Source organism: Ensifer sp., from assembly GCF_035999135.1.
Taxonomy (GTDB): Bacteria; Pseudomonadota; Alphaproteobacteria; order Rhizobiales; family Rhizobiaceae; genus Ensifer.
The window spans coordinates 1-26,827 of record NZ_DASYGZ010000085.1 but is presented as its reverse complement, the minus strand read 5'-3'; the positions used below and the strand labels follow the sequence as shown (position 1 = coordinate 26,827).

At 63.5% G+C, this 26,827-nt stretch carries 28 protein-coding genes; 16 read left to right on the top strand and 12 right to left on the bottom strand.

What is annotated here, in order from left to right; translation table 11 throughout:
* Positions 1-46 precede the first annotated feature (46 nt).
* The 6 genes from ligD (at position 47) to VGO12_RS10300 (ending at position 6,300) form a co-directional block, all read left to right on the top strand.
* On the top strand, positions 47-2,509 hold the full coding sequence (gene ligD, locus VGO12_RS10325) for a DNA ligase D (protein WP_327512657.1): 2,463 nt from the start codon (positions 47-49) through the stop codon (positions 2,507-2,509).
* 26 nt (positions 2,510-2,535) lie between these two features.
* Positions 2,536-3,426, top strand: coding sequence for a Ku protein (locus tag VGO12_RS10320; protein ID WP_327512656.1), 891 nt, complete (start codon positions 2,536-2,538; stop codon positions 3,424-3,426).
* The gene (locus VGO12_RS10315) at positions 3,426-4,511 is read left to right on the top strand and encodes a tetratricopeptide repeat protein (protein WP_327512655.1); all 1,086 of its coding nucleotides are present in this window, start codon (positions 3,426-3,428) and stop codon (positions 4,509-4,511) included. The genes VGO12_RS10320 and VGO12_RS10315 overlap by 1 nt, the downstream gene beginning before the upstream one ends.
* Before the next feature lies 1 nt (position 4,512).
* On the top strand, positions 4,513-5,154 hold the full coding sequence (locus tag VGO12_RS10310) for an alpha/beta family hydrolase (protein WP_327512654.1): 642 nt from the start codon (positions 4,513-4,515) through the stop codon (positions 5,152-5,154).
* Positions 5,155-5,167: 13 nt separating this feature from the next.
* Complete coding sequence (xth, locus tag VGO12_RS10305) at positions 5,168-5,941, top strand: exodeoxyribonuclease III (RefSeq protein WP_327512653.1); 774 nt, start codon at positions 5,168-5,170, stop codon at positions 5,939-5,941.
* A 152-nt stretch (positions 5,942-6,093) separates the two neighbouring features.
* A complete protein-coding gene (locus tag VGO12_RS10300) occupies positions 6,094-6,300 on the top strand; it encodes a TOBE domain-containing protein (RefSeq protein ID WP_327512652.1) in 207 nt (68 codons plus the stop codon).
* Positions 6,301-6,444: 144 nt separating this feature from the next.
* Here the strand turns inward: VGO12_RS10300 and tsaA are convergent, their stop codons facing one another.
* The 4 genes from tsaA to VGO12_RS10280 are packed head-to-tail and all read right to left on the bottom strand — an operon-like array spanning position 6,445 to position 9,830.
* Positions 6,445-6,966, bottom strand: a complete 522-nt coding sequence (gene tsaA, locus VGO12_RS10295; RefSeq protein ID WP_327512651.1) for a tRNA (N6-threonylcarbamoyladenosine(37)-N6)-methyltransferase TrmO — start codon at positions 6,964-6,966, stop codon at positions 6,445-6,447.
* Complete coding sequence (locus tag VGO12_RS10290; RefSeq protein WP_327512650.1) at positions 6,956-7,765, bottom strand: ABC transporter ATP-binding protein; 810 nt, start codon at positions 7,763-7,765, stop codon at positions 6,956-6,958. The genes tsaA and VGO12_RS10290 overlap by 11 nt, the downstream gene beginning before the upstream one ends.
* Complete coding sequence (locus VGO12_RS10285; RefSeq protein ID WP_327512649.1) at positions 7,762-8,769, bottom strand: iron ABC transporter permease; 1,008 nt, start codon at positions 8,767-8,769, stop codon at positions 7,762-7,764. Before VGO12_RS10285 ends, VGO12_RS10290 begins: the two co-directional genes overlap by 4 nt.
* Before the next feature lie 23 nt (positions 8,770-8,792).
* On the bottom strand, positions 8,793-9,830 hold the full coding sequence (locus VGO12_RS10280) for an iron ABC transporter substrate-binding protein (RefSeq protein WP_327512648.1): 1,038 nt from the start codon (positions 9,828-9,830) through the stop codon (positions 8,793-8,795).
* A gap of 285 nt (positions 9,831-10,115) precedes the next feature.
* Here VGO12_RS10280 and VGO12_RS10275 point away from each other — a divergent pair, with 285 nt between their 5' ends.
* The 8 genes from VGO12_RS10275 (at position 10,116) to VGO12_RS10240 (ending at position 18,243) form a co-directional block, all read left to right on the top strand.
* A complete protein-coding gene (locus tag VGO12_RS10275) occupies positions 10,116-11,885 on the top strand; it encodes a cytochrome c biogenesis protein DipZ (protein WP_327512647.1) in 1,770 nt (589 codons plus the stop codon).
* Positions 11,886-12,045: 160 nt separating this feature from the next.
* Positions 12,046-12,243, top strand: a complete 198-nt coding sequence (locus VGO12_RS10270) for a hypothetical protein (RefSeq protein ID WP_327512646.1) — start codon at positions 12,046-12,048, stop codon at positions 12,241-12,243.
* Positions 12,244-12,359: 116 nt separating this feature from the next.
* Complete coding sequence (locus VGO12_RS10265) at positions 12,360-13,157, top strand: SDR family oxidoreductase (RefSeq protein ID WP_327512645.1); 798 nt, start codon at positions 12,360-12,362, stop codon at positions 13,155-13,157.
* 86 nt (positions 13,158-13,243) lie between these two features.
* Positions 13,244-14,587 carry an epoxide hydrolase family protein gene (locus VGO12_RS10260; protein WP_327512644.1) on the top strand — a complete coding sequence of 448 codons (1,344 nt, stop codon included), beginning with the start codon at positions 13,244-13,246 and terminating at the stop codon, positions 14,585-14,587.
* A 53-nt stretch (positions 14,588-14,640) separates the two neighbouring features.
* On the top strand, positions 14,641-15,279 hold the full coding sequence (locus VGO12_RS10255; protein ID WP_327512643.1) for a VOC family protein: 639 nt from the start codon (positions 14,641-14,643) through the stop codon (positions 15,277-15,279).
* A gap of 78 nt (positions 15,280-15,357) precedes the next feature.
* Positions 15,358-16,299 carry a GlxA family transcriptional regulator gene (locus VGO12_RS10250; RefSeq protein WP_327512642.1) on the top strand — a complete coding sequence of 314 codons (942 nt, stop codon included), beginning with the start codon at positions 15,358-15,360 and terminating at the stop codon, positions 16,297-16,299.
* A gap of 151 nt (positions 16,300-16,450) precedes the next feature.
* The gene (locus VGO12_RS10245) at positions 16,451-17,506 is read left to right on the top strand and encodes an alpha/beta hydrolase (protein ID WP_327512641.1); all 1,056 of its coding nucleotides are present in this window, start codon (positions 16,451-16,453) and stop codon (positions 17,504-17,506) included.
* Between the two features lie 320 nt (positions 17,507-17,826).
* Positions 17,827-18,243, top strand: a complete 417-nt coding sequence (locus tag VGO12_RS10240) for an organic hydroperoxide resistance protein (protein WP_327512640.1) — start codon at positions 17,827-17,829, stop codon at positions 18,241-18,243.
* Positions 18,244-18,403: 160 nt separating this feature from the next.
* Here the strand turns inward: VGO12_RS10240 and VGO12_RS10235 are convergent, their stop codons facing one another.
* From VGO12_RS10235 to VGO12_RS10225, 3 genes are all read right to left on the bottom strand, one after another.
* A complete protein-coding gene (locus VGO12_RS10235) occupies positions 18,404-19,738 on the bottom strand; it encodes a HAMP domain-containing sensor histidine kinase (RefSeq protein WP_327512639.1) in 1,335 nt (444 codons plus the stop codon).
* The gene (locus VGO12_RS10230; protein ID WP_327512638.1) at positions 19,735-20,475 is read right to left on the bottom strand and encodes a response regulator; all 741 of its coding nucleotides are present in this window, start codon (positions 20,473-20,475) and stop codon (positions 19,735-19,737) included. The genes VGO12_RS10235 and VGO12_RS10230 overlap by 4 nt, the downstream gene beginning before the upstream one ends.
* Before the next feature lie 253 nt (positions 20,476-20,728).
* Entirely contained in the window at positions 20,729-21,757 is a 1,029-nt protein-coding gene (locus VGO12_RS10225) for an NAD(P)H-dependent flavin oxidoreductase (RefSeq protein WP_327512637.1), read from the bottom strand.
* 253 nt (positions 21,758-22,010) lie between these two features.
* On the opposite strand from VGO12_RS10225, the gene VGO12_RS10220 reads away from it, so the two are divergent.
* Positions 22,011-22,205 carry a hypothetical protein gene (locus tag VGO12_RS10220; RefSeq protein WP_327512636.1) on the top strand — a complete coding sequence of 65 codons (195 nt, stop codon included), beginning with the start codon at positions 22,011-22,013 and terminating at the stop codon, positions 22,203-22,205.
* 27 nt (positions 22,206-22,232) lie between these two features.
* On the opposite strand, the gene chrA is transcribed toward VGO12_RS10220, so the two are convergent.
* The 4 genes from chrA to VGO12_RS10200 all read right to left on the bottom strand — a co-directional run bounded on the left by chrA (position 22,233) and on the right by VGO12_RS10200 (position 26,047).
* On the bottom strand, positions 22,233-23,642 hold the full coding sequence (gene chrA, locus VGO12_RS10215) for a chromate efflux transporter (protein ID WP_327512635.1): 1,410 nt from the start codon (positions 23,640-23,642) through the stop codon (positions 22,233-22,235).
* Position 23,643: 1 nt separating this feature from the next.
* Entirely contained in the window at positions 23,644-24,510 is an 867-nt protein-coding gene (locus VGO12_RS10210) for a sulfurtransferase/chromate resistance protein (RefSeq protein WP_327512634.1), read from the bottom strand.
* A gap of 292 nt (positions 24,511-24,802) precedes the next feature.
* Entirely contained in the window at positions 24,803-25,561 is a 759-nt protein-coding gene (locus tag VGO12_RS10205) for an alpha/beta hydrolase (RefSeq protein WP_327512633.1), read from the bottom strand.
* Positions 25,562-25,780: 219 nt separating this feature from the next.
* Complete coding sequence (locus tag VGO12_RS10200) at positions 25,781-26,047, bottom strand: hypothetical protein (RefSeq protein WP_327512632.1); 267 nt, start codon at positions 26,045-26,047, stop codon at positions 25,781-25,783.
* A 173-nt stretch (positions 26,048-26,220) separates the two neighbouring features.
* On the opposite strand from VGO12_RS10200, the gene VGO12_RS10195 reads away from it, so the two are divergent.
* A complete protein-coding gene (locus VGO12_RS10195) occupies positions 26,221-26,550 on the top strand; it encodes a YciI family protein (RefSeq protein ID WP_327512631.1) in 330 nt (109 codons plus the stop codon).
* A 24-nt stretch (positions 26,551-26,574) separates the two neighbouring features.
* Here VGO12_RS10195 and VGO12_RS10190 read toward each other — a convergent pair.
* Positions 26,575-26,827: TOBE-like domain-containing protein (locus VGO12_RS10190; protein WP_327512630.1), on the bottom strand; the 253-nt coding region annotated here is incomplete at its 5' end.

Below are 26,827 nucleotides of genomic sequence, written 5' to 3'. Positions count from 1 at the left end.
TACCGCGGATATTGCCGCCGGTGCCAACAGGCCCTAGCTTGATGTCATGGCGACGTCGAAACTCACGGCCTATCGTTCAAAGCGCGACTTTTCCCGGACGCCGGAACCTTCGGGGCGCGCGGGCGGGGAAGGCAACCGCTTTGTCGTTCACAAGCACCACGCAACCGCCGACCACTACGACCTGAGGCTGCAGGTTGGCGACGTCTTGAAAAGCTGGGCAGTGCCGCGCGGGCCGTCACTCAACCCGGCCGACAAGCGGCTGGCTGTCGAAACCGAGGATCATCCACTCGACTATATCGACTTCGAGGGCGTCATCCCCGAAGGGGAATACGGCGGCGGACCGATGATCGTCTGGGATGCTGGCGTCTGGGCGCCGATGGACGATATCGAAAAGAGCCTGCGAACCGGCGCCTTCAAGTTCCGCCTGGCCGGCGAGAAGCTCAATGGCGGCTGGATGCTGACGCGGCTGAAACCGAAGCCCGGCGACGACGAAAAGCGCAACTGGCTCCTGTTCAAGGAGCACGACCTCTCGGCCGACCCGGACGTCGATATTCTGGCTTCGCGCCCCGAGAGCGTGAAAAGCGGGCGGCGGATCGAGGAACTGCTCGAAAAGCCGAAGAAGCCTGCAAAGCCGGTCGTGCTCAAGCCGGGCGCATTGCCCGGTGCGGTCAAGGGCGACAAGCCGGGACGGATCGAACCGCAACTTGCAAGCCCTGTCTCAAGCCCACCCGGTGGAGCGCCCGGACAGCCGGACTGGCTGCACGAGATCAAGTTTGACGGATACCGGACGATGGCGGATATCTCGAATGGCGCCGTGCGGCTGGTGACGCGCAGCGGCCTCGACTGGACGAAGCGTTATGGCGATCTGCCCCGCGCCTTTCTGAAGCTTCCCTGCCGCGACGCGATCATCGACGGCGAGATCGTCGCCCTCGACGACAAGGGCATCAGCCGCTTCTCGCTGTTGCAGGATGCCCTGTCGTCCGGAGCCGAGGGAAAACTCGTTTTCTACGCCTTCGATATTCTCTATCTCGACGGCTGGAACCTGGGCGAGGTTCCGCTTCTGAAGCGAAAGGGGCTGCTGGCGCAACTGCTTCAGACGCAGATAACCAGCCGGTCGGCCATCCAGTTTAGCGATCACGTCGAAGGTGATGGACGCGGGCTCTACGATCAGGCGGCCGAGTTGGGGCTGGAAGGCATCGTTTCGAAGCGCGCTGCTGCGCCCTACCGCAGTGGCCGTACTCAGACCTGGACCAAGACGAAGGCGCTGAAAAGCGAGGACTTCGTGATTGCGGGATACACCACCTCAGAAGCGGCCGAAGGGCTTGCAGCCCTTGCCCTTGCCGAATGGGTCGACGGCGAATTGCACTATCGCGGCAAGGTGGGCACCGGCTTTGACGCGGACACGGCGGCGCACCTGCTCAGCCGGCTTGAAGGATTGCGCGGCGATGCTGCCGCGCTCGACGGCGCCCCCAAGGAAATCATCTGGGTTCGTCCGGTGCTGAGCGCCCGCATCCACTTTTCCAACCGCACCACGGACAATCTCTTGCGGCATGCGGTGTTCAAGGGGCTTCGCGATGTCGAACTCTCGACGGCCGCGAACGCACCGCGCAAACGGCTGGTGACCGACGCCGATCTCGCGAGCATCCAGGTCACCAATGCCGACCGCCGGGTATTCGGAAAGTCCGGACCGACAAAACTCGACGTGGCGCTCTATTACGCGCTGGTCGGCGACTTCATGCTGCCGCACATACTCGGCCGGCCGGTGTCGCTTTTTCGCTGTCCGACGGGAAAACCGGCGGACTGCTTTTTTCAACGGCATCCCTTCACCGGCATGCCCACGGATATCGCCAGTTTCAAGTCGACCAACTCCGAGGGCGAAACCAAATCCTACCTGTCGATAGAGGGGACGAAGGGCTATCTGGCGCTCGCCCAGTTCGGCGTCATCGAACTGCACAGCTGGGGAACGAAGCGCGCGCGGCTGGAAAAACCGGACCGCATCGTCTTCGACCTTGACCCGGGTGACGGTATCGCCTGGCGGGACGTGGTCGAGGCGGCCGTTCACATTCGTGGAGAGCTGGAGGCGCTCGGGCTCGTTCCCTTCGTCAAGACGTCCGGTGGAAGCGGCGTCCACGTCGTGGTGCCGGTGACGGCGAAGCTGGACTGGAAGAAAACGCACAAGGCGACCAGCGCCATCGCGACGCGCCTTGCCGCGACGGCACCTCAGACTTTCACCACCACCATGGGCAAGGAGAACCGCGTCAAGCGCATCTTCATCGACTTCCACCGCAACGCCCGCGGCCACACGGCGGCGGCACCCTATTCGCTCAGGGCACGCACAAACCTGCCCGCTTCAACGCCCCTCAACTGGGTCGATCTTGAGACTATCGACGCTCCCCAGGATTTGAACTATTCTTCGCTGCCTGGTCTTCTGGATACTTTCGGCGATCCCTGGGCCGATATCGACGCCTTTGCCAAGGATCTGCCGCTCTTGTCCGAAACGAGGACGTAATGCGTTTGGCCGCGTAGGAGACAATCATGGCGCCCAGGGCAAGTTGGAAAGGCTATCTCAAACTCAGTCTCGTCAGTTGCCCCGTGAGGCTTTATCCGGCGACCAGTTCGAGCGAACGCATCAGCTTCAATCAGTTGCACAAGGACACCCATAACCGGATCAACATGAAGCCGGTTGATCCGGAACTGGGGCTCGTCGAACGCTCGGATCTGATCAAGGGCTACGAGTACGAAGACAAGAAGTACATCATCATCGAGGACGCCGACCTTGACAGCGTCAGGATCGAATCCAACCACACCATGAACATCGAGGCTTTCGTCGACGAAGGCTCGGTCGACGTCATCTACCAGGACGCGCCCTATTACCTTGCGCCCGATGGCGCAATGGCCGAGGAAACCTTCGTCGTGCTGCGCGAGGCGCTGAAGAAAAGTGGTAAGCTTGCGATCGCGCGGCTGGTGCTTTCGAGCCGCGAGCGCGTGGTCACGATCGGTGCGCGCGAAACCGGAATGTTCGTGTGTGTCTTGAGGAATCCCAGCGAAGTGCGCGGAACAGCTGAATATTTCGGCAATATCCCCGTTGGCCATCCCGACCCGGAAATGCTGCAGCTCGCCGAGGCGCTGATCCAGCAGAAGATGACGGCCTTCGATCCCAAGAACTACGAGGATCGTTATGAGATCGCGCTGATGAAGATGATCCGCGAGAAGCTGAAAGGACATAAGCCGATCATTGCTGCAGCACCGGAGCGCGGCAATGTCATCAATCTCATGGACGCGCTGAAGGCGAGCCTGTCGCAATCCAAGCCCCCGGCAAAGAGCAAGACCAAGGCGGAACCGGCGGCCAAGGAAACGGCCAAGGAAGCAGCCCCTGCAGCCGCCAAGCGCACAGCGGCAAAGACGCCCGCGAAGAAGAAAGCCTGATGGCGGTTGCAGGCCAGACATTCGGCATCGTCGGGGCACTTTCCGCCTTTCCGCGCCGGCTTGCGGCGCGGGAGGTCGAGCGGCAGTTCGGGCATCTGAGACGGGGCATCACCCGTCAGACAACCTACCTCGTGTTCGGCCGCGGTCTGCTGGCAAAGAGTGGTGAGACCGAGATCGAGGCCCGCTTCGATGCCGAGCGCGCAGCGGGGCGCTGGCTCATCAGCGAGAATGGCTTTCTGCGTCTCTTGGGGCTGATGCCGGTTCCGACGGCGTCGGCACTGACGCGCCAGTCGCTGATCGAGCAGGCGAAGCTCTCTCCACGCGTCTTCGATCTGCTGTCGCTGTTCGACGCCTTCGAACATGAGAGCGAACCCTATTCGTTCCGCGACCTGATCCTGGCCCGCAAGTATGCGGACCTGATCGCGAGCGGCGCAAACTGGAGCGCGATCGCCCGTTCGGTGCACCGCTCCGGCCAGGTCGCGTCGCTGACCGCGCTGTCGCTGCATCATGCGGGGCGGGATGCCATCTATGCACGCAGCAGCGAGGGCAGGAGCGAGCTCGACGGGCAATTGTTGTTCGATCTTCAAACGGTTGACGATGCCGAGCTCGAAGATCTGTTCGCCCTCGCCGAGGAGGCGGAGGCGGACGGCGACTACCAGCAGGCGGCCGCATTCTACCAGCGCTATCTGGCGATCGACCGCACAGATTCCGTCGCCGCGTTCAATCGCGCCAATTGTTTGAGGGCGGCGGGGCAGCAACTGGAGGCCGCGCACGACTATGCGCGTGCCATCAAGCTCGACTCGTCCTTCGTCGAGGCCTGGTTCAACCTCGCTGGCCTGATGGGCGAACGGGGCCGGAGCGATGCTGCCCGCAGGCATCTGGCAAAGGCGATCGAGCTTGATGCCGACTATGCCGACGCGGTCTTCAACCTGGCGAAGCTTGAATTCGACGCCGGCGACTTCGACGCCGCTCGCCGGTGGTGGAAGCGCTACCTCGAACTCGACACGCACTCCGAATGGGCTCGCACGGCGGAGCGGGGCCTGCAGTATCTCGATTTGCAGAGCCGCCCAAGGACGGCGGGCTGAGATGGGCGAGAAGTTTCTGTTCGACGGTCCGGAGGATGCGCGCACGACCATCCTTCTTGCACATGGCGCCGGTGCGCCGATGGACTCTGCCTCGATGAATGCCACCGCCAAGGCGCTTGCCACCGCGGGATTTCGCGTTGCCCGGTTTGAGTTCGCCTACATGGCGGCGCGGCGAACCATGGAAGGCCGCAAGCCGCCCCCGCGCGCCGACACGCTCAATCCCGAGTATCTGGCGGCGATCGAGGCGCTGGGTGTGGAAGGTCCGCTGATCATCGGAGGCAAGTCGATGGGCGGGAGGGTTGCCAGCATGATCGCCGACGAGCTTCATGCAAGCCGCCGGATCGCCGGGCTGCTTTGCCTCGGCTACCCGTTCCATCCCCCGGCGAAACCGGAACAGTTGCGCACGAAGCATCTCGCAGACTTGAAGACACCGACCTTGATCTGTCAGGGAACCCGCGATGAATTCGGCACGCGGGAGGAGGTTTCGGGCTACCGTCTTTCGGACGCCATCGAAATCCTGTGGCTCGAAGACGGCGACCACGATCTCAAGCCGCGCAAGAGCATTTCCGGCTTTTCGACCGCTGACCACCTCAAGACCATGGCCGATGCAGTCGCCAGCTGGGCCGGCCGGCTGACGCCGTGATGGTGCCGCTGCCATGAGGATCGCCACCTTCAACATCAATGGCGTCGTCAGGCGACTGGAAAACCTGACCGCCTGGCTTGGTGAGAGCAAGCCGGATATCGTCTGCCTGCAGGAGCTCAAGGCGACCGACGCCGAGTTTCCGCACAAGGCCATCGAGGCCGCAGGTTATGGGGCGGTCTGGCATGGGCAGTCGGCCTGGAACGGGGTGGCAATTCTTGCGCGCGGAGGCCAGCCGGTTCTTACCCGCGTGGGACTTGAAGGCGATCCCTCCGACAAGCAGAGCCGCTATATCGAGGCGGCGGTCAGCGGCGTTCTGGTCGCATGTCTCTATGCGCCGAACGGCAACCCGCAGCCGGGTCCGAAGTTCGACTACAAGCGCGCTTGGCACGACCGCCTTTTTCGCCATGCATCCGACCTTGCCCACGCTGATCTGCCTGTCGTGCTTGCCGGCGACTACAACATCGTGCCGGAGCCGCGCGACATCTATCCGACGCGTTCCTATGACGACAACGCGCTTGTCCAGCCGGAAAGCCGCGCAGCATTTCGCAAGCTGCTGGGACACGGCTGGCTTGACGCGCTGCGCGCCATCCATCCGCAGCAGCAGCTCTTCACCTTCTGGGATTACCGCCGCAACCGATGGCAGCGGGACGCTGGCCTGCGGCTCGACCATATCCTGCTGAGCCGTGTGCTTGCAGACGAGTTGACCGATGCCGGTATCGATCGGGACGTCCGCGGCATGGAAGGGGCGAGCGACCATGCGCCTGTCTGGATCACACTCCGGGATTGACGCGGCGCTAGTGGTGGGATGGAGTCGGCAAGCGATGATACTGTTTCGCATCGGACGCGGCTATTCGCAGCCCCTATCCGGGTTACATCCGTCCGGCCGGGCAGGCGGATGCAATGACCGCGAACGTCCGAACAAGCAAAAAGGAGAACCGTATGAAAATCAGCGCACGCAACCGGATCAAGGGCAAGATCGTCGAAGTGGTCAAGGGCGCGACCACCGCCCATGTCCGCATCGATGTCGGCGGCTCGATCGTGACGGCAGCAATCACCAACGAATCGGTCGACGAACTCGGCCTGAAGGTCGGCGTGGAAGCCTATGCGGTCATCAAGGCCTCGGACGTGATGGTCGGCATCGACTGACGCGGGGCCGGCGGCTACGGGTCAGAGCCATTCCAGGAACCGGAATTGCACTCTTTCAAAGAGATAGACTGCTTCACTGTTTCGAAGAAACAATGAAACAGTCTGGGCGCCACGGCGCCCTCAAGACCCCGCGCGCTCAGACGGCTAAGCCTTCTGGCAATGGGGCGCCAAGTTGCCGTCTGTTTCGAAATCGCCGCGCTGCGGGGGCGCGATTGGCTTGAAAAGGGTCCGGTCCGGCTTGAGATCGAGCAGTGGCGTGCCGTCGAGGCAATCGAGGCCGCGCACGAGAAGCGTCGCGCCCTCCACCGCTTCGAGCTTGACGATCGAGGTGCCGATCGGGTTTGGTCGCACCGGCGAGCGCAACGAAAATGTGCCGTGCACTTCGCCGTTGCTGGCCGGGCTCTGGAGCACGAGGTCGCGCCGCGAGCGGTCGAGCCAGTAGAGGATTTCGAGCCGCTCGAAGGCGTCGACCCCCGTGAGCGCCAGGACCCAGGGCTCGAAAATCTCGATGCGGCAGACGGGGCCGTCCTGGCGCCCCTGGCGCGGCGTCTCCATGCGCGATGTCCAGGGTGTCGATATCCGGCCGATGAACACGAGCCCGGCATCGGTTGCCTCAGGCGGATCCGTGGCCACCTCGTTTCGGCGAATTTCGTTTTCACGGACCATGGCCTGTTCCTTTCGCGCTATCGAGCGTGGTGGTGCGCGGCGCGCAAAGACGGGCTGAACTGCCTTCGATCGAACCGACCACCACGTCGATATTGTAGAGTTGATGAAGTGCCGCTGATGTCAGCACCTCGGCAGGGCGGCCGAGTGCGATGATCGTCGCGGCGTGAAGAAGGGCGACCCGATCGGCGACCTGGAAGGCGTGGTCCGGATTGTGAGTCGACAGAACGATCGACAGCCCGCGGCCCGCCAAGGCCCGGATGTGCGACAGGACCCGCATCTGGTTGCCGTAGTCGAGATTGGCCGTCGGCTCGTCCATGACAAGGATCGATGGTTCCTGCGCGAGTGCCCGCGCGATCAGCACGATCTGGCGCTCGCCACCGCTGATTTCAGTGTAGGCGCGCTGGGCGAGATGCTCCATCCCAAGGCTTGCAAGGGCATCCCACGCAATCCGTCGATCGCGGTGGCCGGGTGAGGCAAAGGGCTGAAGGTGAGGGGCACGTCCCATCAGCACCACCTCGAGCGCGGTGAACGGAAAGAGTGCGGCATGCGCCTGCGGGACATAGGCGATCCGCTTGGCGCGCTCCCGTCGCGGCCAGGCGGAAAGCGGTTTGCCGTCGAGAAGGACGTTGCCGGCCTTCGCCGGCAACAGTCCGAGGACGGTCTTGAACAGCGTCGTCTTGCCGGCGCCGTTCGGGCCGAGCAGGCCTAGCACTTCGCCGGCGGCGAGCGACAGCGAAATGCCGGCGCCAACCGTTCGTTGACCATAGCCAAAGGCAAGGTCCCTGATGTCGAGGGTCATTGCCACGCCCTCCGTCCGGAGGCGAGCAGCCAGAGAAAGAACGGCGCGCCGACGGCAGCGGTCAGGATGCCGAGCGGCACTTCGATCAGCGCAATGCTGCGCGCCAGCATGTCGACGACGAGCAGGTAGGCGCCGCCGAAAATCATGGAAGCCGGCAACAGGCGGCGGAAGTCCGGCCCGACCAGCATGCGCGCGATATGGGGAATGACGAGACCGATCCAGCCGATGATGCCGCTGACGGAGACCGCGGCGGCCGTGATCAGCGTTGCCCCGGCGATCAGAAGAGCACGTGTGAGCCGCGTGTCGATGCCCATGGTCTCAGCCTCTTCGTCTCCAAGCGTCATCAGGTTCATGCGCCAGCGCAGCAGCACCAGCGGCACAAGACCGATGACCAGGGCGGGCAGGATCGACACGACGTCAAGGCGCGTCAACGCGGTCAGGCTGCCGAGCAGCCAGTAGGTGATGGCCGGCAGCTGGTCGTAGGGGTCGGCGAGGATCTTGATCAGAGAAATGCCGGCCCCGACGATGGCGCCGATTGCGATCCCCGCGAGAACCAGTGTCAGGGCCGGATCGCGGCCGCGGATCGTGACGCCGATCGCATAAACTGCAGCGACGGCAAGCAGGCCACCGGCAAAGCTTGCCGCCTGTATGGCCAGCACCGGCAGTGAGAGGAATATGCCGGCGACCGCCCCGAGGCTTGCGCCCCCGGAAACCCCCAGAATGTCGGGTGACACGAGCGGATTGCGAAAGAGCCCCTGATAGGTGGCGCCAGCCCCAGCAAGGGCCGCACCGATCAGAAGCGCGCCGGCAACGCGCGGCAGCCGGACGTTCCAGAGCACCGTCGACAGCAAGGGATCGCCAGCCTCTCCGGAAACCGCGGCCCGCAGGGCACGCATAATGTCGACCGGGCCGGCATACTTGCCGACCGCCATCGAAAGGACAGCCAGAAGCACGAGCCCGGCGAGAGCCAGCCAAAGACCGCCACCGCCGACTCGGGTGGCCATCTCCGGCGCTTGTTCGCTGCCGCTCATTTCGATGACGGCAAGGCCCCTTTGAGGAGCGTTGCCAGTTGCTCGTCCGACAGGTCGACCTGGTAGAACAGCTTGTAGAAGTCGCGGGTCTCGGTCCGAAGGTCAGCCTTAAAGCTCGTCGGATAGAAGAGCTTTTGCAGCCAGGCCACGCCGATCAGGCGATTGATCGCCGGCGGTGAATCGAACCAGCCATAGGGCAATCCCGGGGCGACGAATACCCGGCCGTCCTTCACGGCCTTGAGATCGGCCCACAGCGGATCCTTCTTGACAGCGGAAGCGAACTTGCCGCTTGCGGCGATGACGACATCCGGTTTCCACGACAGAACCTGCTCGAGCGAAACGTTTGTCAGGCCGCCCTTGCCGGCGGCGGCTGCGACGTTCGTGGCGCCGGCAGCCTCCAGGATCTCGACATTGATCGAGCCGGAGAGGCCGGTCTCAAGACCCTCGGGGCCTCGACCGTAGTAAACGCGCGGCCGCTGATCGGCGGGAATTTTCGCGAGGGTGTCGTTCAGATCCTTGATCCGGCCGTCGGCGTAAGCGGCAAGCGTCTCGGCGCGTTCGGCAACGCCAAGAAGCGCGCCCACTTCACGCAGCGTCTGGCCGCTCTTGGCGAAGCTTCCGTCGATCAGCACGTAGGGTATGCCGGTCTGCGCCTGCACCTTGTCGGCGAGTGAGCGGTAGGTGTCGTTGACCGTGCCGACGTCGAGGATGATATCCGGCTTTGCGGCCAACACAGCCTCGACATTGGCGCTGCCGCCCTTGCCGGTCAGCTGACCATAGGTCGGCAGATCCCGGACAGAAGGCATCAGATATGCTTTTTGCTCATCCGTGGGCTCCCGCACCCAGCCGGCGAGCTTGTCGGGTGCCAGCACATAGGTCAGCACCGAGGCCGGCGGGCCGGCGGCAAGCACGCGGGTGATGGTGTCGGGAACCTCGACCTTCCGGCCGGTGGCATCGGTGATGGTGCGTGCCTCGGCGGTCGCCGAGATCAGGCCGAGCGTGAGTGAAAAAAACAGCGCAACAAATTTCGACATATAGGCCACGATGAAAGAGGGGAACGTATCGCGACGCACTATGGCACGGCGTTATATCTGATGGAATATATTGATGAAATTATTCGTCAGGCGCCCCGAATGCGCGACCGGCGCCAAGCTACCGTTGCACGAGGTCTCTGGAAGCTGGGGCTGACGCCACAGCCTGTTGCACTGAGATACAAATCTCCGCCGATCGGAAACATACGCGATACGTCGCGATGGTCCTCTGCCGCACCTATCAAGCGGTCACTGCCTCGGGCATTGATCCAGTGCGGAGAGACGACGATGATCCTCTTTGTTGTGGCCTATCTTGCAGGCGTGCTGACGATCGTCAGCCCCTGTATCCTGCCGGTGCTGCCATTTGTGTTTGCCCGTGCAGGCCAACCCTTTTCCACCAGCATCCTGCCGATGCTGCTTGCCAAGATCGTGACCTTTGCGGGCATCGCCTCGCTTGCAGCGCTTGGCGGCACCTGGGCGGTTGAGGCAAACGCCTACGGCCGTTATGCCGCGATCGCGCTGCTTGCCGTCTTCGGCGTGACCTTGCTGTCGACACGCGCCGCCACTTTCGTCACCGGTCCGCTGGTTGCGCTCGGCAACCGGCTTTCAATGCGGGCCAACCGCGGTGGGAAGGGCAATGTCGGCGGCGCGATCCTGCTCGGCGTCGCGGCCGGATTGCTTTGGGCGCCCTGTGCCGGGCCGGTTCTCGGGCTGGTTCTGACCGGCGCAGCACTCAACGGCGCAAATGTTCAGACCACGTTGCTGCTTGTGGCCTATGCGGCGGGGGCTGCGACCTCGCTGGCGCTTGCCGTACTTGCCGGCGCCCGCGTGTTTTCGGCGATGAAGCGGTTCCTTGGCCTTGGCGATCGCATTCGCCAGGGCTTGGGCGTGGCTGTGCTGGCCGGCGTTGCCGCGATCGCGCTTGGCCTCGACACAGGCTTGCTCGCGCAATTTTCCTATGCCAGCACATCGGGTCTGGAGCAGTCGATCCTCGACCGCCTGCGCGCCAGGCCGGCGCCTGTGAACGTCGCCAGCAACCGTATGACCCTGGCCGCGAAGGACGCGCCGCAGGCCGCCTATCGCAGCGATCTGCCGATCGAGGGAATGTTTCCGTCGCTCGACGGCGCCGTGCAATGGCTGAACTCCAAGCCGCTGACGCCAGCCGAACTTCGGGGCAAGGTCGTCCTTGTCGATTTCTGGACCTATTCCTGCATCAACTGCATCCGCACCATCCCTTATGTGCGGGCCTGGGCTGAGAAGTACCGGGATCAGGGTCTCGTCGTCATCGGCGTGCACGCACCGGAGTTCGCCTTCGAAAAGCAGATCGGCAATGTCGAGCAGGCGGTTCGCGATTTCCAGATCACCTACCCGGTGGCGATCGACAACAACTTCGCCATCTGGCGCGCCTTTGCCAACAACTACTGGCCCGCCCACTACTTCATCGATGCCGAAGGCCAGATCCGCTACACCCATTTCGGGGAGGGCGACTATGAGGGCTCCGAGCGTGTGATCCAGGACCTTTTGGCGGAAGCGGCCGGCAAGAAGAAGGCGGAAGCCGAACTGGTCAAGCCGAACGCCGGCGGTGCGCAAGCCGCGCCCGACCTTGCGCGGCTCAGCTCCGGCGAAACCTATGTCGGCTATGCGCGGGCCGAAAACTTCGTGTCGCCGGAGGGCGTCTCGGCCAACAGCGCTGCGCGCTACACGGTCAATGCGCCGGCGCTGAATGAGTGGGGCCTTAGCGGCAACTGGACTGTGGGCGCGGAGCAGGCGCGCCTCAATGAAGCAGGCGGCGGCATCACCTATCGGTTCCGCGCCCGAGACTTGCATCTTGTTCTCGGGCCGGGCGCGGGCGGCAAGCCTGTTCCCTTCGAGGTTACTGTCGACGGAGCACCACCCGCGGCCGATCACGGTTCGGATACCGACGCTTCGGGCAAGGGCAACATCACGCAGACCCGTCTCTATCAGCTCGTTCGCCAGTCCGGCGAAGCACGGGAGCGGACCTTCAGCATCCGCTTCCTCAAACCTGGGGCCGAAGCCTTCGTATTCACTTTCGGATGATCCGCCGACCGCACGCCGCCCGGCATTCCCGGGGCAAAGCGCTCGTCCCCTACATGCCGATACAAAGTCGCGGCTCCCCGAACACAACGGAGATACGCCAGGGCACGAGACTGGCGACCAGCTCGGCTGAGCCCGGTGCCCGACAAAACAGGAGCAGACCATGCGTAACGTCATAGCCGCCTTCGCCATCGCCGCCCTCGCGGCCGCGCCCTGTGCCTGGGACAGTGATCCGGCAGAACCCGGACTGCTTGCGTTGCTTTCCGGCGCCTCAAGCCTGACGAGCCGCGAACCTTCACCGGTGCTTGAAGCGGCGCTCCCGGTTGACGCTCCGGACATTGAACCTGCGGGCGCGTTTTAAGCCCAGTGGCAGTTTTCAAGTGTCTGTCGTGGCGCAAAATGCTGGAAATATGACATTTGAGACACGACGCGTCAGCCTTACCATCAAGGCTCCAACCCAAGGCCAAGGAGCTTGAAATGACCCATACCAAAGGCACTGCATTGATCACCGGCGCATCCTCAGGGATCGGCGCACTCTATGCCGATCGTCTGGCCCATCGCGGATACGATCTGATCCTGGTGGCTCGCAACCGCGGGCGCCTGAACGATCTTGCGCGAAAGCTCGCCGACGAGACTGGCCGCTCGATCGAGGTCGTGGCGGCCGACCTCGGCAACAGGGACGACCTGAAGCAGGTCGAGACGCTGCTCCGGGAAGATGCGAGCGTTACGATGCTGGTCAACAATGCCGGCGTTGGCGCCACTCAGCCTCTGCTTTCCTCCGATGTCGACAAGATGGAAGAGATGATCACGCTCAACGTGAGCGCGCTGACGCGGCTGACCTACGCGGCGGCGCCCGGGTTCGTCGCGCGCGGCGCCGGCACGATCATCAACATCGCCTCGATTGTCGGGGTGGCTCCGGAGCTTCTGAATGGCGTCTACGGTGGCACCAAGGCCTTCGTGGTCGCCTTCACCCTCTCGCTGCAAAAGGAACTCGCGGAAAGAAACATCCGCATCCAGGCCGTTTTGCCGGGAGCCACTGCGACCGATTTCTGGGCGATCGCCGGCACGCCGATCGAGCATGTTCCGAGCGAGATTGTCATGCGCGCCGAAGACATGGTCGACGCTGCACTTTCCGGTCTCGACCAGGGTGAACTCATCACCATCCCGGCGCTGCCGGATGCGGGTGACTGGGCGCTCTATGAGGCCGCCCGCCAGAAGCTGATGCCGAACCTTTCAAGGAGCGCACCTGCCGCTCGCTACAACATCGGGGCGTAGCCCCGATCTGCCTCCGGGGCCCTCCCATCCCGGATGTACTCGGCGATGCCTCTGGCATCGCCTCAACTCGAACCAGGAGAATGATGATGTCCAGTCGCCGTCTGTCATATGCCCATAGCCACCGCTTGGCAGCTTTCGCGCTGTCAGGCGCGATCGCAATCCTGCTTCCCCCGCTTGCGGCCAATGCCGCAAACGCACCTCCGACGAGCAAGGCCCAGATCGCCGCAGCCGCCAAGCCGGCGGTGGACGAGGCCATCCGGCCCTTCCAGTTTCACGCCAGCGACGAAGCGCTCGCCGACCTCAAGGCGCGGATCGAAGCCACGCGATGGCCGACCGAGGAACTGGTCTCGGACGGCACTCAGGGCGTGCAGCGCGCCACCATGCAGAAGCTTGCCGACTACTGGGCGACGAAGTACGACTGGCGGCGGGTCGAGAAGAAACTCAACGGCCTGCCGCAGTTCGTCACCAACATTGATGGCGTCGATATCCATTTCATCCACGTCCGCGCCAAGCACAAGAACGCGATGCCCGTCCTTGTCACCCATGGCTGGCCGGGATCGATCATCGAACAGCTCAAGATCATCGATCCCTTGACCAACCCGACCGCCCATGGCGGCACCGAGGCCGACGCCTTCGACGTCGTGATCCCGTCGCTGCCGGGCTACGGCTTCTCCGGAAAGCCGGGCGAGCGCGGATGGGATCCGGTACGGGTCGCCCGTGCCTGGGCAGTGCTGATGCAGCGGCTCGGTTACACCCACTACGTGGCGCAAGGCGGCGACTGGGGCGATGCAGTGGCAGAGCAGATGGCGCTGCAACAGCCCAAGGGTTTGCTGGGCATCCACACCAACATGCCCGCGACCGTTCCCGCGGAAATCCAGAAGGCCCTGGACGCGGGTGAGCCGGCACCGGAAAAGCTCTCGGCCGACGAGCGCCGCGCCTACGGCCAGCTCGATTTCTTCTATCGCAACGGGCTCGCCTATGCGCAGGAGATGAGCAAGCGTCCGCAGACCCTCTACGGCATCGAGGATTCGCCGATCGGTCTTGCCAGCTGGATGCTGGACCACGACGCACGCAGCTACGAGCTGATCGCTCGTGTGTTCGACGGCAAGATGGAGGGGCTGAGCCGCGACGACGTGCTCGACAACATCACGCTCTACTGGCTGACGAAGACGGCCGTGTCATCGGCGCGCCTCTACTGGGAAAACAAGCTCGCCTTCTTTCAGCCGAAGGGCGTGCAGATACCGGTCGCCGTCAGCGCCTTTCCGGACGAACTTTATCAGGCGCCACGCTCCTGGGCGGAGAAAGCGTTCCCGAAGCTCATCCACTACAATCGCCTTGCCAAGGGCGGACACTTTGCAGCGTGGGAACAGCCGGAGGCCCTGGTCGATGAACTGAGAGCCTCCTTCAAATCCTTGCGTCAACCGAGCTGACAGAGGGGGGCGCGCCAGCGCGCGCCCGTCCCAACCAATCAAGGAGAAGTGCCATGACAAAAGCAGGCAATGAGCAGAACGCGCCGACCGTTGATCTGAAGTTCGAGGTCGCGCTCATACCCGTCTCGGACGTCGATCGCGCCAAGGCATTCTACAGCGGTCTCGGCTGGCGGCTCGACGCGGACTTTCCGGTCGGTGAGACGTTTCGCGTCGTGCAGTTCACGCCGCCGGGGTCGCCGGCGTCCATCCATTTCGGAACCGGCCTGACATCGGCGGCGCCGGGATCGGCAAGCGGTCTCTACCTGGTCGTCTCGGATATCGAGGCTGCGCGCGCGCAGCTTGTCGACGGGGGCGCCGAGGTGAGCCCGATCTTCCATCGCGAAGGTCCGGGACAGCCCGCGGTCTCCGGTCGCGATCCCGCGCGCCGCAGCTATCGCTCCTATGCCACCTTCAGCGATCCAGACGGTAACGGTTGGCTGCTGCAGGAGGTGACCGCGCGGTTGCCCGGTCGTGTGGACGGCGATGTCACCGCGTTCACCTCTGTGTCTGATCTTGCCGCGGCGCTGCGTCGCGCGGCAGCTGCGCATGGCGAGCACGAAAAGCGCAATGGCGGGGAGCACGATCACAATTGGCCGGACTGGTATGCGGCCCATATGGTGGCCGAGCATGCCGGACATCCTCTGCCTGCATGAGCAGGGTCGGGCGTCGCCGCGGATGCGTCATGGCGCACATCTGCTATAAGCAACCATTCCAGATAAGGATGGTGTGAGATGCACAGGATCGGCTATGTCGTCTTTCCAGGTTTCCAGCTCATGGGTTTCGCGGCGGTGACCGCATTCGAGATCGCCAACCTGACCCTTGGCGAACGGGCCTACGACATCGCATTGTTGTCCGAGCCGGGCGGAGAGATTAAATCGTCAGCCGGTTTCGGTGTGCTCACGGCGGCTTTCGGCGACGCCGTCTACGATACGGTGATGTTCGGGGCCGGGACGGAGATCGAACCGGTTACGCCCGGCCTGGTCGCGTTCGCCCGCCGCGCGATGGAGGTCTCCAGACGCGTGGCAGCGCCCTGCACGGGCGCCTTCATCCTGGCGGAATCCGGGTTGCTCGACGGTCGTCGCGCGACGACCCACTGGGTATTTGCCCGCCAGCTTCGGGAACGGTTTCCCGAGGTCAAGGTCGAGGAGGACCGGATCTTCATCGTCGACGGCAGTGTCTGGACCTCCGCCGGCATGACTGCCAGCATCGATCTGGCGCTTGCCATGATCGAGAAGGATCATGGCGAGGAGGTGGCGCGCGCTGTCGCGCGCAAGCTGGTCGTCTATCACAGGCGGGCCGGGGGCCAGTCGCAGTTTTCCGCGCTCCTGGAACTGGATCCGAAGTCGGACCGCATCCAGAAATCGGTCAACTACGCCAAGGCGAACCTTCGAAGTGTTTTGTCGGTCGAGGAACTGGCGGATGCCGCCGGTTTGAGCGCGCGACAGTTCAGCCGCGCCTTCAGGTCGGAAACGGGGCAGTCGCCCGCAAAGGCGGTCGAACATCTGAGAGTGGAGGCCGCGCGCCTGATGATGGAGCAGGGGCGGCACTCCATGGACGTGATCGCGGAGGAAACTGGTTTTGCCGATAGCGATCGCATGCGTCGTGCCTTTCTGCGGACCCTCGGGCAACCGCCGCAGACGGTCCGCCGCAATGCCCGCGAAGGCGTGGCCTGACAGGATACGCATGGCGCGCGCGGATCATTGTATCGGCATGTATCAACCGTGCGCTGGCTTACATGCGCTTTCAAATCGAGGTGCTCGGTACACCGCCCGGATACACGGGCCCTCCATGGATGACGGCAGTTCATTTCAGCGGAGATAGCCAATGTCGGACGGAATCAATCACCCACGCCGCCACTTCCTCGGGGCGCTTGCCCTGTCGCTTGCAGCGGCGCAATTTTCGCCAGGTGTGGCGCGCGCCCAAGCCGCCCGTGCCGAAAAGCCCCATTTGCCGCAAGTCGCGCCAGGCGCAAACAGAACCTTCCCGTCGATCCGGCAGGTCGATGCAGGCGTGTTGAATGTCGGTTACGCCGAGCTGGGCGCTCCGGATGCGCCGGTAGTCATCCTGCTGCACGGCTGGCCCTATGACATCCACACCTATGTCGATGTGGCGCCCTTGCTCGCGAATGCAGGCTATCGCGTCATCGTGCCGTATCTTCGTGGATACGGGACCACCCTGTTCCTCTCGTCCGACACGCCCCGCAACGGTCAGCAGGCGGTGATCGCGACAGACATCATCGCGCTGATGGATGCGCTCGGCATCGACAAGGCGGTGATCGGCGGTTGTGACTGGGGTGCAAGAACCGCCAACATCATCGCCGCGCTTTGGCCGGAGCGCTGCAAGGCGCTGGTTTCGGTCAGCGGCTATCTGATCGGCAGCCGCGAGGTCAACAGGAAGCCGCTGCCGCCGCAGGCCGAGCTTGCCTGGTGGTACCAGTTCTATTTCGCGACCAAACGCGGCCATGAGGGCTATCGCGAGAACCGCAGGGAGTTCGCACGACTGATCTGGAAGCTTGCTTCGCCCAAGTGGGACTTCGACGACGCCACCTTCGACAGGAGCGCCGCTGCACTCGATAACCCTGACCATGTCGATATCTCGATCCACAATTATCGCTGGCGGCTGAGCCTTGCCGAGGGCGAGGCGAAGTATGACGCTCTTGAAGAACGGCTTGCCAGGTTCCCGACCGTGACCGTCCCGACCATCACGCTGGAGGGCGATGCCAACGGTGCGCCGCATCCGGAACCCGCCGCCTACGCCAAGCGGTTTTCCGGCAGGTACGAACACCGGCTGATCACCGGTGGCATCGGCCACAATTTGCCGCAGGAAGCGCCGCTTGCCTTCGCCGAAGCGATCATCGATGTCGATCGGTTCCAGGGATAAAAATAGATAATTCAGTGTGGTGCAGAATATTGCTTATGTTTTGACGTAGCCCGAAAACCGAGACGCGCACATTTGCACTGCGAGGCAGGATCGCACCCCCGATCCTGCCTTTTTGCGTGCGCGTGAGGCGCATGGAATGCAGGCCACCGGCCGGCGCCGCATTCGTATCGGACTGTATCAGCGCTTACGCGACCGCGAAGTTTCATACATTTCCGTCCTTGCGAGAAACATCCCATACACGCGGCGCGCGCTTCATGGCTTTCGACAGCAGCAAGGGCAATTGGGCCCGGCTTCACCATCCTGTCGAAAGGACCAAGACCATGAGCGACACTGAAAAGGTACTGTACACCGGCAAGACCCACACGACCGGTGGCCGCGAGGGCGCATCGCGCAGCAATGATGGGCGCCTGGACATCCAGCTTTCCTCACCCGGCAGCAGCCGTCCGGGCACGAACCCGGAGCAGCTCTTTGCCGCCGGCTGGTCGGCCTGCTTCATCGGCGCCATCGGGCTGGCTGCGGCACAGCACAAGATCGCCCTGCCGGCCGACACTGCGGTCGACGCGGAAGTCGACCTGCGCAATCGTGACGGCGGATACTTCCTGCAGGCGCGTCTGAACGTCAGCCTGCCAGGGATCGATCGCGATGTGGCCGAACGCCTGGTCGCGGCAGCTCACCAGACCTGCCCCTATTCCAAGGCGACCCACGGCAACATCGACGTCACGATCAGCATCGCCTGAAGGCAGCGACGCGACGGCTTTCAGCCGGCGCTACGCAAAGATCGAAGCGGCGGCCGTCTCGGCCGCCGCTTTTGGCTGCTGCGTCACTCATGATGCTCAGTTGTTACATCATAAAATTCAGGCAAACTTCTGTGAAGAAGACGTTTTGTCGGCGTGCATTTCAGTCTGGAAGTTGCCGAAGAACGAGTTCCCCCACAAGCCCGCCGCCCTCGCGATTTCGCAACGACAGTGTGCCGTTGATCGATGTTGCGAGCTGCTGGGCGATGGCAAGGCCAAGGCCGGTTCCGCCGGTGTCGCGATTGCGGGACTCTTCCAGGCGGAAGAATGGCTTCAGCACTGCGTCCAACTGATCCACGGGGATACCGGGTCCGCGGTCTGCGACGGTGATGACCACTGTGCCATCGGGATGCCGTCGTTCCTCGATCTCGGCGCTGCCACCGTATTTGAGGGCGTTGTCGACCAGGTTGGTCAGAATGCGCTTGAGCGCCTGCGGCCGGGTCGTGATCGTTCCAGCATCGACGTCAATCACCGTCACGGGTCTGCCGGTATCCTGATAGTCGTAGGCAAGGCTCTCGATGAACGACGAGAGGTCCACCTTGGTGGACTTCTCGACATTGCCGTGGGCGCTGCGCGCATAGGCGACGCCTTCCTTGACCAGGCTCTCGATCTGGCCAAGATCCTGGATCAGTTTTTCACGGTCGGCGAAATCCTCTGCCATCTCCGCACGCAATTTCATGCGCGTGATCGGCGTCTGCAGATCGTGCGAAATGGCGGCGAGGATCTGCACGCGTTCCTCGAGATATTGCGCGATCCGGTCACGCATCGCGTTGAATGCAGTTGCCGCATAGGCAACTTCCGTCGGCCCGGTTTCGCTGAGGCGCGGGGTGTTTCGGTTCGGGTCGAGCGTGTCGGCGGCAGCAGCAAGGTTGACAAGCGGATGCACCGCCTGCCGCATGGCAAGCCAGCTGCAGACGAGGAGCAGCGCCAGCTGTGCTGCGAGCACGAAAGGCAACCAGTCGGCAAGCGGCATGACGCCTTTCGGATAGACGTCGATCGTCAGCGGCGCGCCATCGCTCAAGGTCAGGTGTGCCTGGAGATGCCGTTGTCCGCCCGGGATCATCTCCACCCTGACCGGATGCTCAAGGCCGGTCGCCCGCTCTATTCTGGAGGCGAGCTCGGTGGCGGCCGGGTCCAGCGCAGGGCTGCCCGGGACGCCCGGGCCGAGGATGAAGCCATAGTTGTCGCGGTCCAACAGGCCAAGGAGTGCCGCCCGCTCGCTTGCAGGCAGACGATCAAGCAAAGCGATGGAGGTGGCGATATCGTTTTCGAGCGTGTTGAACATCACGGACCGCGCGGCCGTGTAACGTTCGAAAAACAGAACGGCAAACGACATCACATGGGCGATCGTCAGGCCGGCAAGCAGGATGACAAAGAGCCGCGCCCTCAGTGTGCGCGGCCACAATCGCCAGGCACCCTTGTCCACGGTCACGGTCATTCCCGTGCCTCGACGATTTCGACCGGCACGGAAAAGACGTAGCCTTCGCTGCGCACGGTCTTGATGTAGCTGGGCTCACGGGCATCGTCGCCGAGACGCTGGCGAACGCGGCTGACCAGAAGGTCGATCGAGCGATCGAAAAGCTCCGCCTCTCGTCCCTGGGTGAGGTTGAGCAGCTGGTCGCGGTTCAGCACGCGCTGGGGATGATCGATGAACACCCGAAGCAGGCGGTACTCGGCGCCGCTGAGTGCAATCACCGTGCCGTCGGCGTCGATCAGGTGCCGCGCCGTGGTGTCGAGCTTCCACGTACCGAAACGCAGAAGCTGCCCGGCTTCCGAAATCTGCAGGTTCGGCGGCAGCATGCGGGCGCGCCTGAGGACGGCCTTGATCCGGGCAAGCAGTTCGCGGGCAGAAAACGGCTTGGCGAGGTAGTCGTCCGCGCCCATTTCGAGGCCGAGGATCCGGTCCATCTCGTCCGAGCGTGCCGTCAGCATGATGATCGGGATCGTCTTGTGCCTGCCGGCGCGCAGCTCGCGGCTGAGCACCAGACCGTCGTCGCCGGGCATCATCACGTCAAGGACGATAAGGTCGACGGTGTTGCCCTCGAGGAAAGCGCGCATTTGTCGGCCGTCGGCGACTGTGGTGGTGCGCAGCCCGTTCCTCTTCAGGTAACTCGACACAAGCTCCCGGATCTCCCGGTCGTCATCGACGATCAAGACATGGTCGACATGCTCCATCGCGCTCTCCTTGCTTACAAGTTATCGCCAGCGACCGCCACGCGGCGCTCCATCAATCGACAGACTACGAGGCTCGCGTTCGATTGGCGCTTTGCATGTGTCGTCGATGTGTTGTGAACATCCAGACTTGCGTGCGCATGTATTGCAAGCGGACGTGGATACATTTCGACACAATCTCGCGGCTTTGCGCAGCGGACATCATGTCCGATACGGGTGGCTGGAGCCCGATATCAGGAACTCGGCGGCGCTGCGTTCAACGCGGAAACAGCGACCCGATCAGCTCGGCTGCCGGGCCCCGCCAGAGTTCGCCCTTGCCGGTTCCTGCCCAGAGGGACAGAAAGTCCGGCAATCCGCCTGCGGTCGCGGCGGCGCGGATGTCGCGGGTGAATTTGTTCTGGGCCGGGAAGGGCATCACCGCCTCGGGCGCCATCTCATTCATGAACCGGTTTTCCACCCCGCGCGCAAACCGGCCGGAAAAGGCTCGCGTTGTCCGTGTCGCCCGATCAGACCCCATGAGCGCCGACCGGTAGGGCGGCGAGGTCCCTGCTTCCGCGGTCACGAGAAACGCCGTGCCCATTTGGACGGCGCTCGCACCTTTCGCAAGCGCAGCAGCGATATCGGCCGCGGTCATGATACCACCGGCCGCGATCAGCGGGACCTTCACTTTGCGACGAGTCTGTGAGAGCAGATCCTCAAGACTGATCTCGCCGTCGGCGGCGTCGGGATCGAAGATGCCGCGATGGCCCCCGGCTTCGAACCCTTGCAGGGTCACGGCATCGACGCCGCTCTCTTCCAGCGCCTGTGCCTCATCCGGCGTCGTCGCCGTGCCGATGATCAGCATGCCGCTTGCGTGGGCGGCCCGCATGTGCTCGGCCGGAAGGACGCCGAACACGAAACTCAGAACCGCGGGCCCGGCTTTCAGCACGGCTTCGAACTGTTGATCGAACGCCTCTTCGTAAGGGCCGGAAAAATCCGGCGTCGCCAGCCCGAGTTCGGCGCGATATCGGGCCGTCGCTGCTAACGCCCTTTCGATCTGCATCAGGCTGATATGTGGCGCCGGGTGCGGGATGAAGAGGTTGATGGCAAAGGGACGGTCGGTGCGCGTGCGCACATTCTCGGCGACATCGGCAATGCCCGCCGGCGTTGAATAGGCCGCGCCGATCGAGCCCAGGGCCCCGGCGGAAGACGACGCTGCCACGAGTTCCGGCGACGAGGGACCGCCGGCCATCGGGGCGACGATCAGCGGATGTTTCAAGCCAAGTTTCGCCAGGGGATCCTGCATGTTCCGGTCCTATTGCATGTTTCCTTCAATGGTACCCGATTAAACGACAAAAACATGCAGAACTTGAACCTTTTACAGCGAGCTTTGCGCGTTCGAAAAGACGCGCGGCGCTGGAGCGTTGCGTGCCATGTGTGGGCGTTGCCGAAGTTGGGTGAAAGGCGGCGGGCGCACGAGCAGGCGCGAATGGTTGCTGTGGGGGCGAATGGCTGGCACTCTCACGGTGAAGGCGAGCCGCCCTCCAGGGGAAAGACCGATGGCGCGACAACCGAACGAGCAGAATCCACCTCCCGACCCGGTCGAATTTTACGGACCTTTGCGGCTGAAGGCCGTGCTTGCCGTCTTGGCCGTCAAGCACAGGGAGCCGCCGGCGCGTCGCCAGGACGAATACACCTATGGCACCGAACTGCCGGAGGGGTTTCACCTGCCGCAATCGGTTTTGGACGACTGAGGCATGTTTCCTTCGGTCGCCGCCGCCTCATCCGGTGGTCGCGAGCATAAAGGCCATGCCGGCAAGCGCGCAGGCCAGAAGTGTTGCTATGACCGAGACCCGGAAGCGGAAGATGGCAATGCCGGCGGCAAGTGTCAGCAACAACGATGGCAGAACCAGCGAACGCGCCACGGGAATGTCGAGGGTGAGCGGACCGAGGCGCCATGTGGCCACGTCCGCAAAAAGTGTGTGCAGCCCGAACCAGACTGCGAGGTTGAGAATGACGCCGACGACGGCTGCGGTGATCGCCGACATTGCCCCGGTGAGCGCGGCATTGTCGCGCAACCGTTCGATGAAGGGCGCGCCGAGGAAGATCCAGAGAAAGCACGGCACGAAGGTCACCCAGGTCGTCAGCATTGCGCCCAAGGTCGCAGCAGCCATCGGGTTGAGTGCGCCGGGATCGCGATAGGCGCCCATGAAGCCGACGAACTGCACCACCATGATCAACGGCCCGGGCGTCGTCTCCGCCATGCCGAGCCCGTCGAGCATCTCGCCAGGCTTCAGCCAGCCGTAGTGCTGGACGGCTTCCTGGGCGACATAGGCAAGCACCGCATAGGCGCCGCCGAAGGTGACCACGGCCATCTGGCTGAAAAACAGTGCGATCTGGCTGAAGACATTGTCCCAGCCAAAGACGGTGACCAGCAGCGCGAGTGGCACGAGCCATAATGCAAGCAGGACGCAGGAGATCTTCAGAGACCACGCAAGATTAGGACGGGCATGGATCGGTATTTGCTCGCCGAGAGCCGAATCTTCGTCCCTAAGGATCGGTCCCGTACCGCCCTTATGACCGCCGCCGATGCGAAACAGCGGCGAGCCGGAACGGGCGCCGATGTAGCCGAGCAGGCCCGCCGAAAGGATGATCAGCGGAAAAGGGATACGGAAGAAAAAGATCGCGACGAAGGCGGCAGCGGCAGTGCCGATCATCGCCCTGTTTTTCAGCGCCCGGCTGCCGATGCGGAAGACGGCCTGAACGACCACCGCGAGCACGGCGGCCTTCAGGCCGAAGAACAGGCCTTCGACCGCGGTCAGGTCGCCGAGGGCGACGTAGACGTAGCTGAGCCCCAATATCGCAAGGAACCCCGGCAGAACGAAAAGCATGCCGGCGACAAGGCCACCGGCGGTGCGATGCAGCAACCAGCCGATATAGATGGCGAGCTGCTGCGCCTCGGGGCCGGGCAAGAGCATGCAGTAGTTGAGGGCATGCAGGAAACGGTGCTCGCCGATCCAGCGCTTCTCGTCGACGAGGATGCGGTGCATGACGGCGATCTGCCCGGCCGGGCCGCCGAAACTCAAGGCCGCGATCCGCGCCCAGACCCGCACCGCTTCGCCAAACGGAATGCCGTGGCTCTCCTGACGGCGCGCCGTGTCCGGCGCGGCCTTGTCCGCGATATCGGTCATCTCAGGCGTCCTTTTTCGGCGAGGGCCAGTTGTGGGTCTCGCTCGTCGCGTCGCGGCACCAGCGATAGAAGGCGTCGTAGATCAGCATGCCCGCTTCCAATTGTTCCAGGTCGTCGGCAAACATGCGCGACAGACCGAGTGATGCGGCGAGCAGGCCGGCTGCCTCCGGCACAAGGTCGAGACGGGCTGTGTCGGCCGCCCGCACGACCGTGGCAAGGCGCATCAACGGCTCGGTGGCCAGGCCGAATTCTTCAATCATGACGTCGAAGGTGCAGAGCTCGCCTCGGTGACTGAAGCGGATGGGCGCATCGATGTCGAAGGGCGTCGCCTGAAAGCGTTGGCCGACCAGTTCGACTTCAGCGGGCGCGACAAACAGGAAGACGGCGTTCGGATCGACAAAGCGACGGATCAGCCAGGGACAGGCGATGCGGTCGACTTTCGGTCGCGCTCGCGTGACCCAGAGGGTATGCCCGGCAGAGCCGCGATCCGGAATTGCCGAGGCCGGAACCACCGGGCAGGCGGCCCTTGTCCACGCTTCGAAACCGCCGTCGAGCACGTCGGCGGCGATGCCTGCATGCCGAAGCCAGGCGGCAACGCCATGACTGAGCTTCCTGCCCTGCTGGCAGATGATCACCGCCGAGGTCTTGCCGGCCGATGACTGGCCGACCGATGTCTTTCCGGTCGAAGTCTGGTCGACCGTCGCCATCCAGTCCTGCACCTTGCGATAGTCACGCCGCTGGGAGCCCGGAACCAGGCGCGGATCGGCGGCGAAATCATCGTCGACCCGCACATCGATCAGCGCCGGGCAGTTCGGGGTGCCGATCAGGCGTGCAAGCTTTTCAGGGGAAATCTCAAGATATGACGACATGACGCGTCCTCCGGATGAGCGGTTCTATGGACGCGATGCTTCGGCTGGCGCCTCATGGGGTGATCGCACCCCCATGCGCGAAGTTTGCCGCCGTTCGGCGCGAGCTGTCAAGCCAGGGGATCGGTAGCGACTTTTGCTGGGCAGACGGTGCCCGCACGGAGGCGTGACCAACGGCCTGTTACTGCGGTATTGTTACAGGCGTTTGGCGGCATGGCCACAGTTTGAGCACGCGACCTGAGTGCCGAAGGTCACACTCAGGTCGCACTCTGGTCGCCGGGGCGGTAGGTTCGGGTTATTGGCCGGCCCCCTTGGCAGCCGTCTCGATCACATCGGCGACCTCTTCGGCCCGCGAGGCAAAGACGGCATGGCTTGCCTTGATTTCTGTCACCTGGCTGCCGGCCCGTTTTGCCATGCTTCGCTCGAGGTCCGGATTGATGGCGCGATCTTCTGTCGCGACGATCGCCCAGCTCTTTTTCGCGCGCCAGGCGGGCTTGCCGATCTTGGCAGTGAAGACCTCCTTGGCGGCGAAGACCTGCGTTCTCGAAGCAAAGTCCGCATCCGCTTTCGGAAGATCAGCGGCGAAATCGGCCGCAAACGCCTGCGGATCGAAGTAGAGGTACTTGCCGTCCGCAGTTTCCTTGATGCTCTTGGCCGCCGGCGGCTGGGAGCCGGCAAGCGTTGCGATGTCTTCGCCCTTGTCTGGCTGAAACGCCGCGACATAGACCAGACCCTCGACGTTCCTGTGATGGCCGGCCTCGCTGATTACCATGCCGCCGTAACTGTGCCCGACAAGCAGTGTCGGCCCGTCCTCAAGATCGAGAACACGGTTCGTCGCGGCGATATCGTCGGCAAGCGACGTCAGCGGTTCCTGGACGACGGTTACGTTGAAGCCGCGGCGCTCAAGGATGTCGCTCGCCTCGCGCCAGCCGGAGCCGTCGGCAAAGGCGCCGTGCACGATAACGATGTTCTTGATGTCGGCCGCCTCGGCGGCGAAGGCGACGACGCTTGTCGCAAAGGCAAGGGCGATGGTCTGGAGGATGCGGCGGTTCATGCGATCGTTCCTTCTTCGGTTCGTGAGGCAACGATTGCAGATTGAGCGGACCATATATCCCGGATGTGTCCGGCTTCGCGCCGATATGTACCGCATTGTAGCGGCAAGTGGAAAAACCTCGAACGTCGGCCGCTGCGGACAAGCCAAGCTCCGCGACGCCGCCTTAAGACGTGCCGTAAATCTGTCCCTGTGCGCAGCTGGATGGCCGACGTGAGGGTGTCAGGCTTCGACCAGGATCACGAGCGACGACGGCACGACGCCGTCAAAGGCCATGGCGTCGGCGGCAGCCTGGCTCTGCATCGCCTTCGACAAGGCTGAGAGGTCCGGAACGTCCATCAGGACGCCGACGCGGGTCGGATCCTCCGGGTCGACGAAGGTGCGGATGTTGGTGACGCCGAGAGCACCGAACAGCTCCTTGCGTTTCGGGGATTTCAGCCAGTGGTCCGCGCCTTTCGCGATGGTGTGATGGGCGATGATGGTCGGCATGACGTCCTCCTTTGCTATATGCGGGGCTGTGAGCGGGCACCGGTTCTGTCGCAACTTTTCCGGTGGAGCCGCGTTCTCCAGCGAACGACCTGACGGCGGCGGTGTCAATTCACCCGTCGGAGCTACCCGGGTGGAGGTCAGGTTCAACATGGGTTGTTTGGAGGCGTATCGTCATGCCGAAGTTCATCACAATCGGATACGGAGATCGCGCCGGTTACGAGCGAACGGCGCCAGCCCTTCGCGATGCGGCGCACGCGCAGGATCGGGCGCTTCTGAAGCGTGGAACGCTGATGGGCATTGCGGGTGCACCGGTCCAGGTGCGCAACGCCGACGCGGCGGGCACCGAAACGAAAGCCGGTCCGTTCATGTCATCGTCGCTGCCAGTTGCCGGCTTCGCGGTGATCGAGGCCGCCGATCTGGCGGAGGCGATCGAACTGGTTTCGCGCACGCCGTGTGCCGTGGCCCACGGCGTCGTCGAAGTCTGGCCGCTCGAAATCTCCTGAGTTCGACCTTGGACGTTATGCCCCTTAAAGCTGAACGGCGAGCTGGGTTTCCGGCGCTTCCATGGCCTGCGCCTCGGACGTTTCAACTGCGCTGGCGGTCTTGGCCGCGGTCAGCCGCTGTGCTTCTCTGAACAGCTTCCACTTTGTCGGCCTGAAGGCGATGCGGCTGTGTTCTCCGGCATTGGCGCGTTCTGGCGGCAGTTCGATCTCGACATGGGGATGGTTGCGGCCGAGCTCGAGCTCGAGATGGCGGGTGCCGGCGACGCGGCGGCTGGCG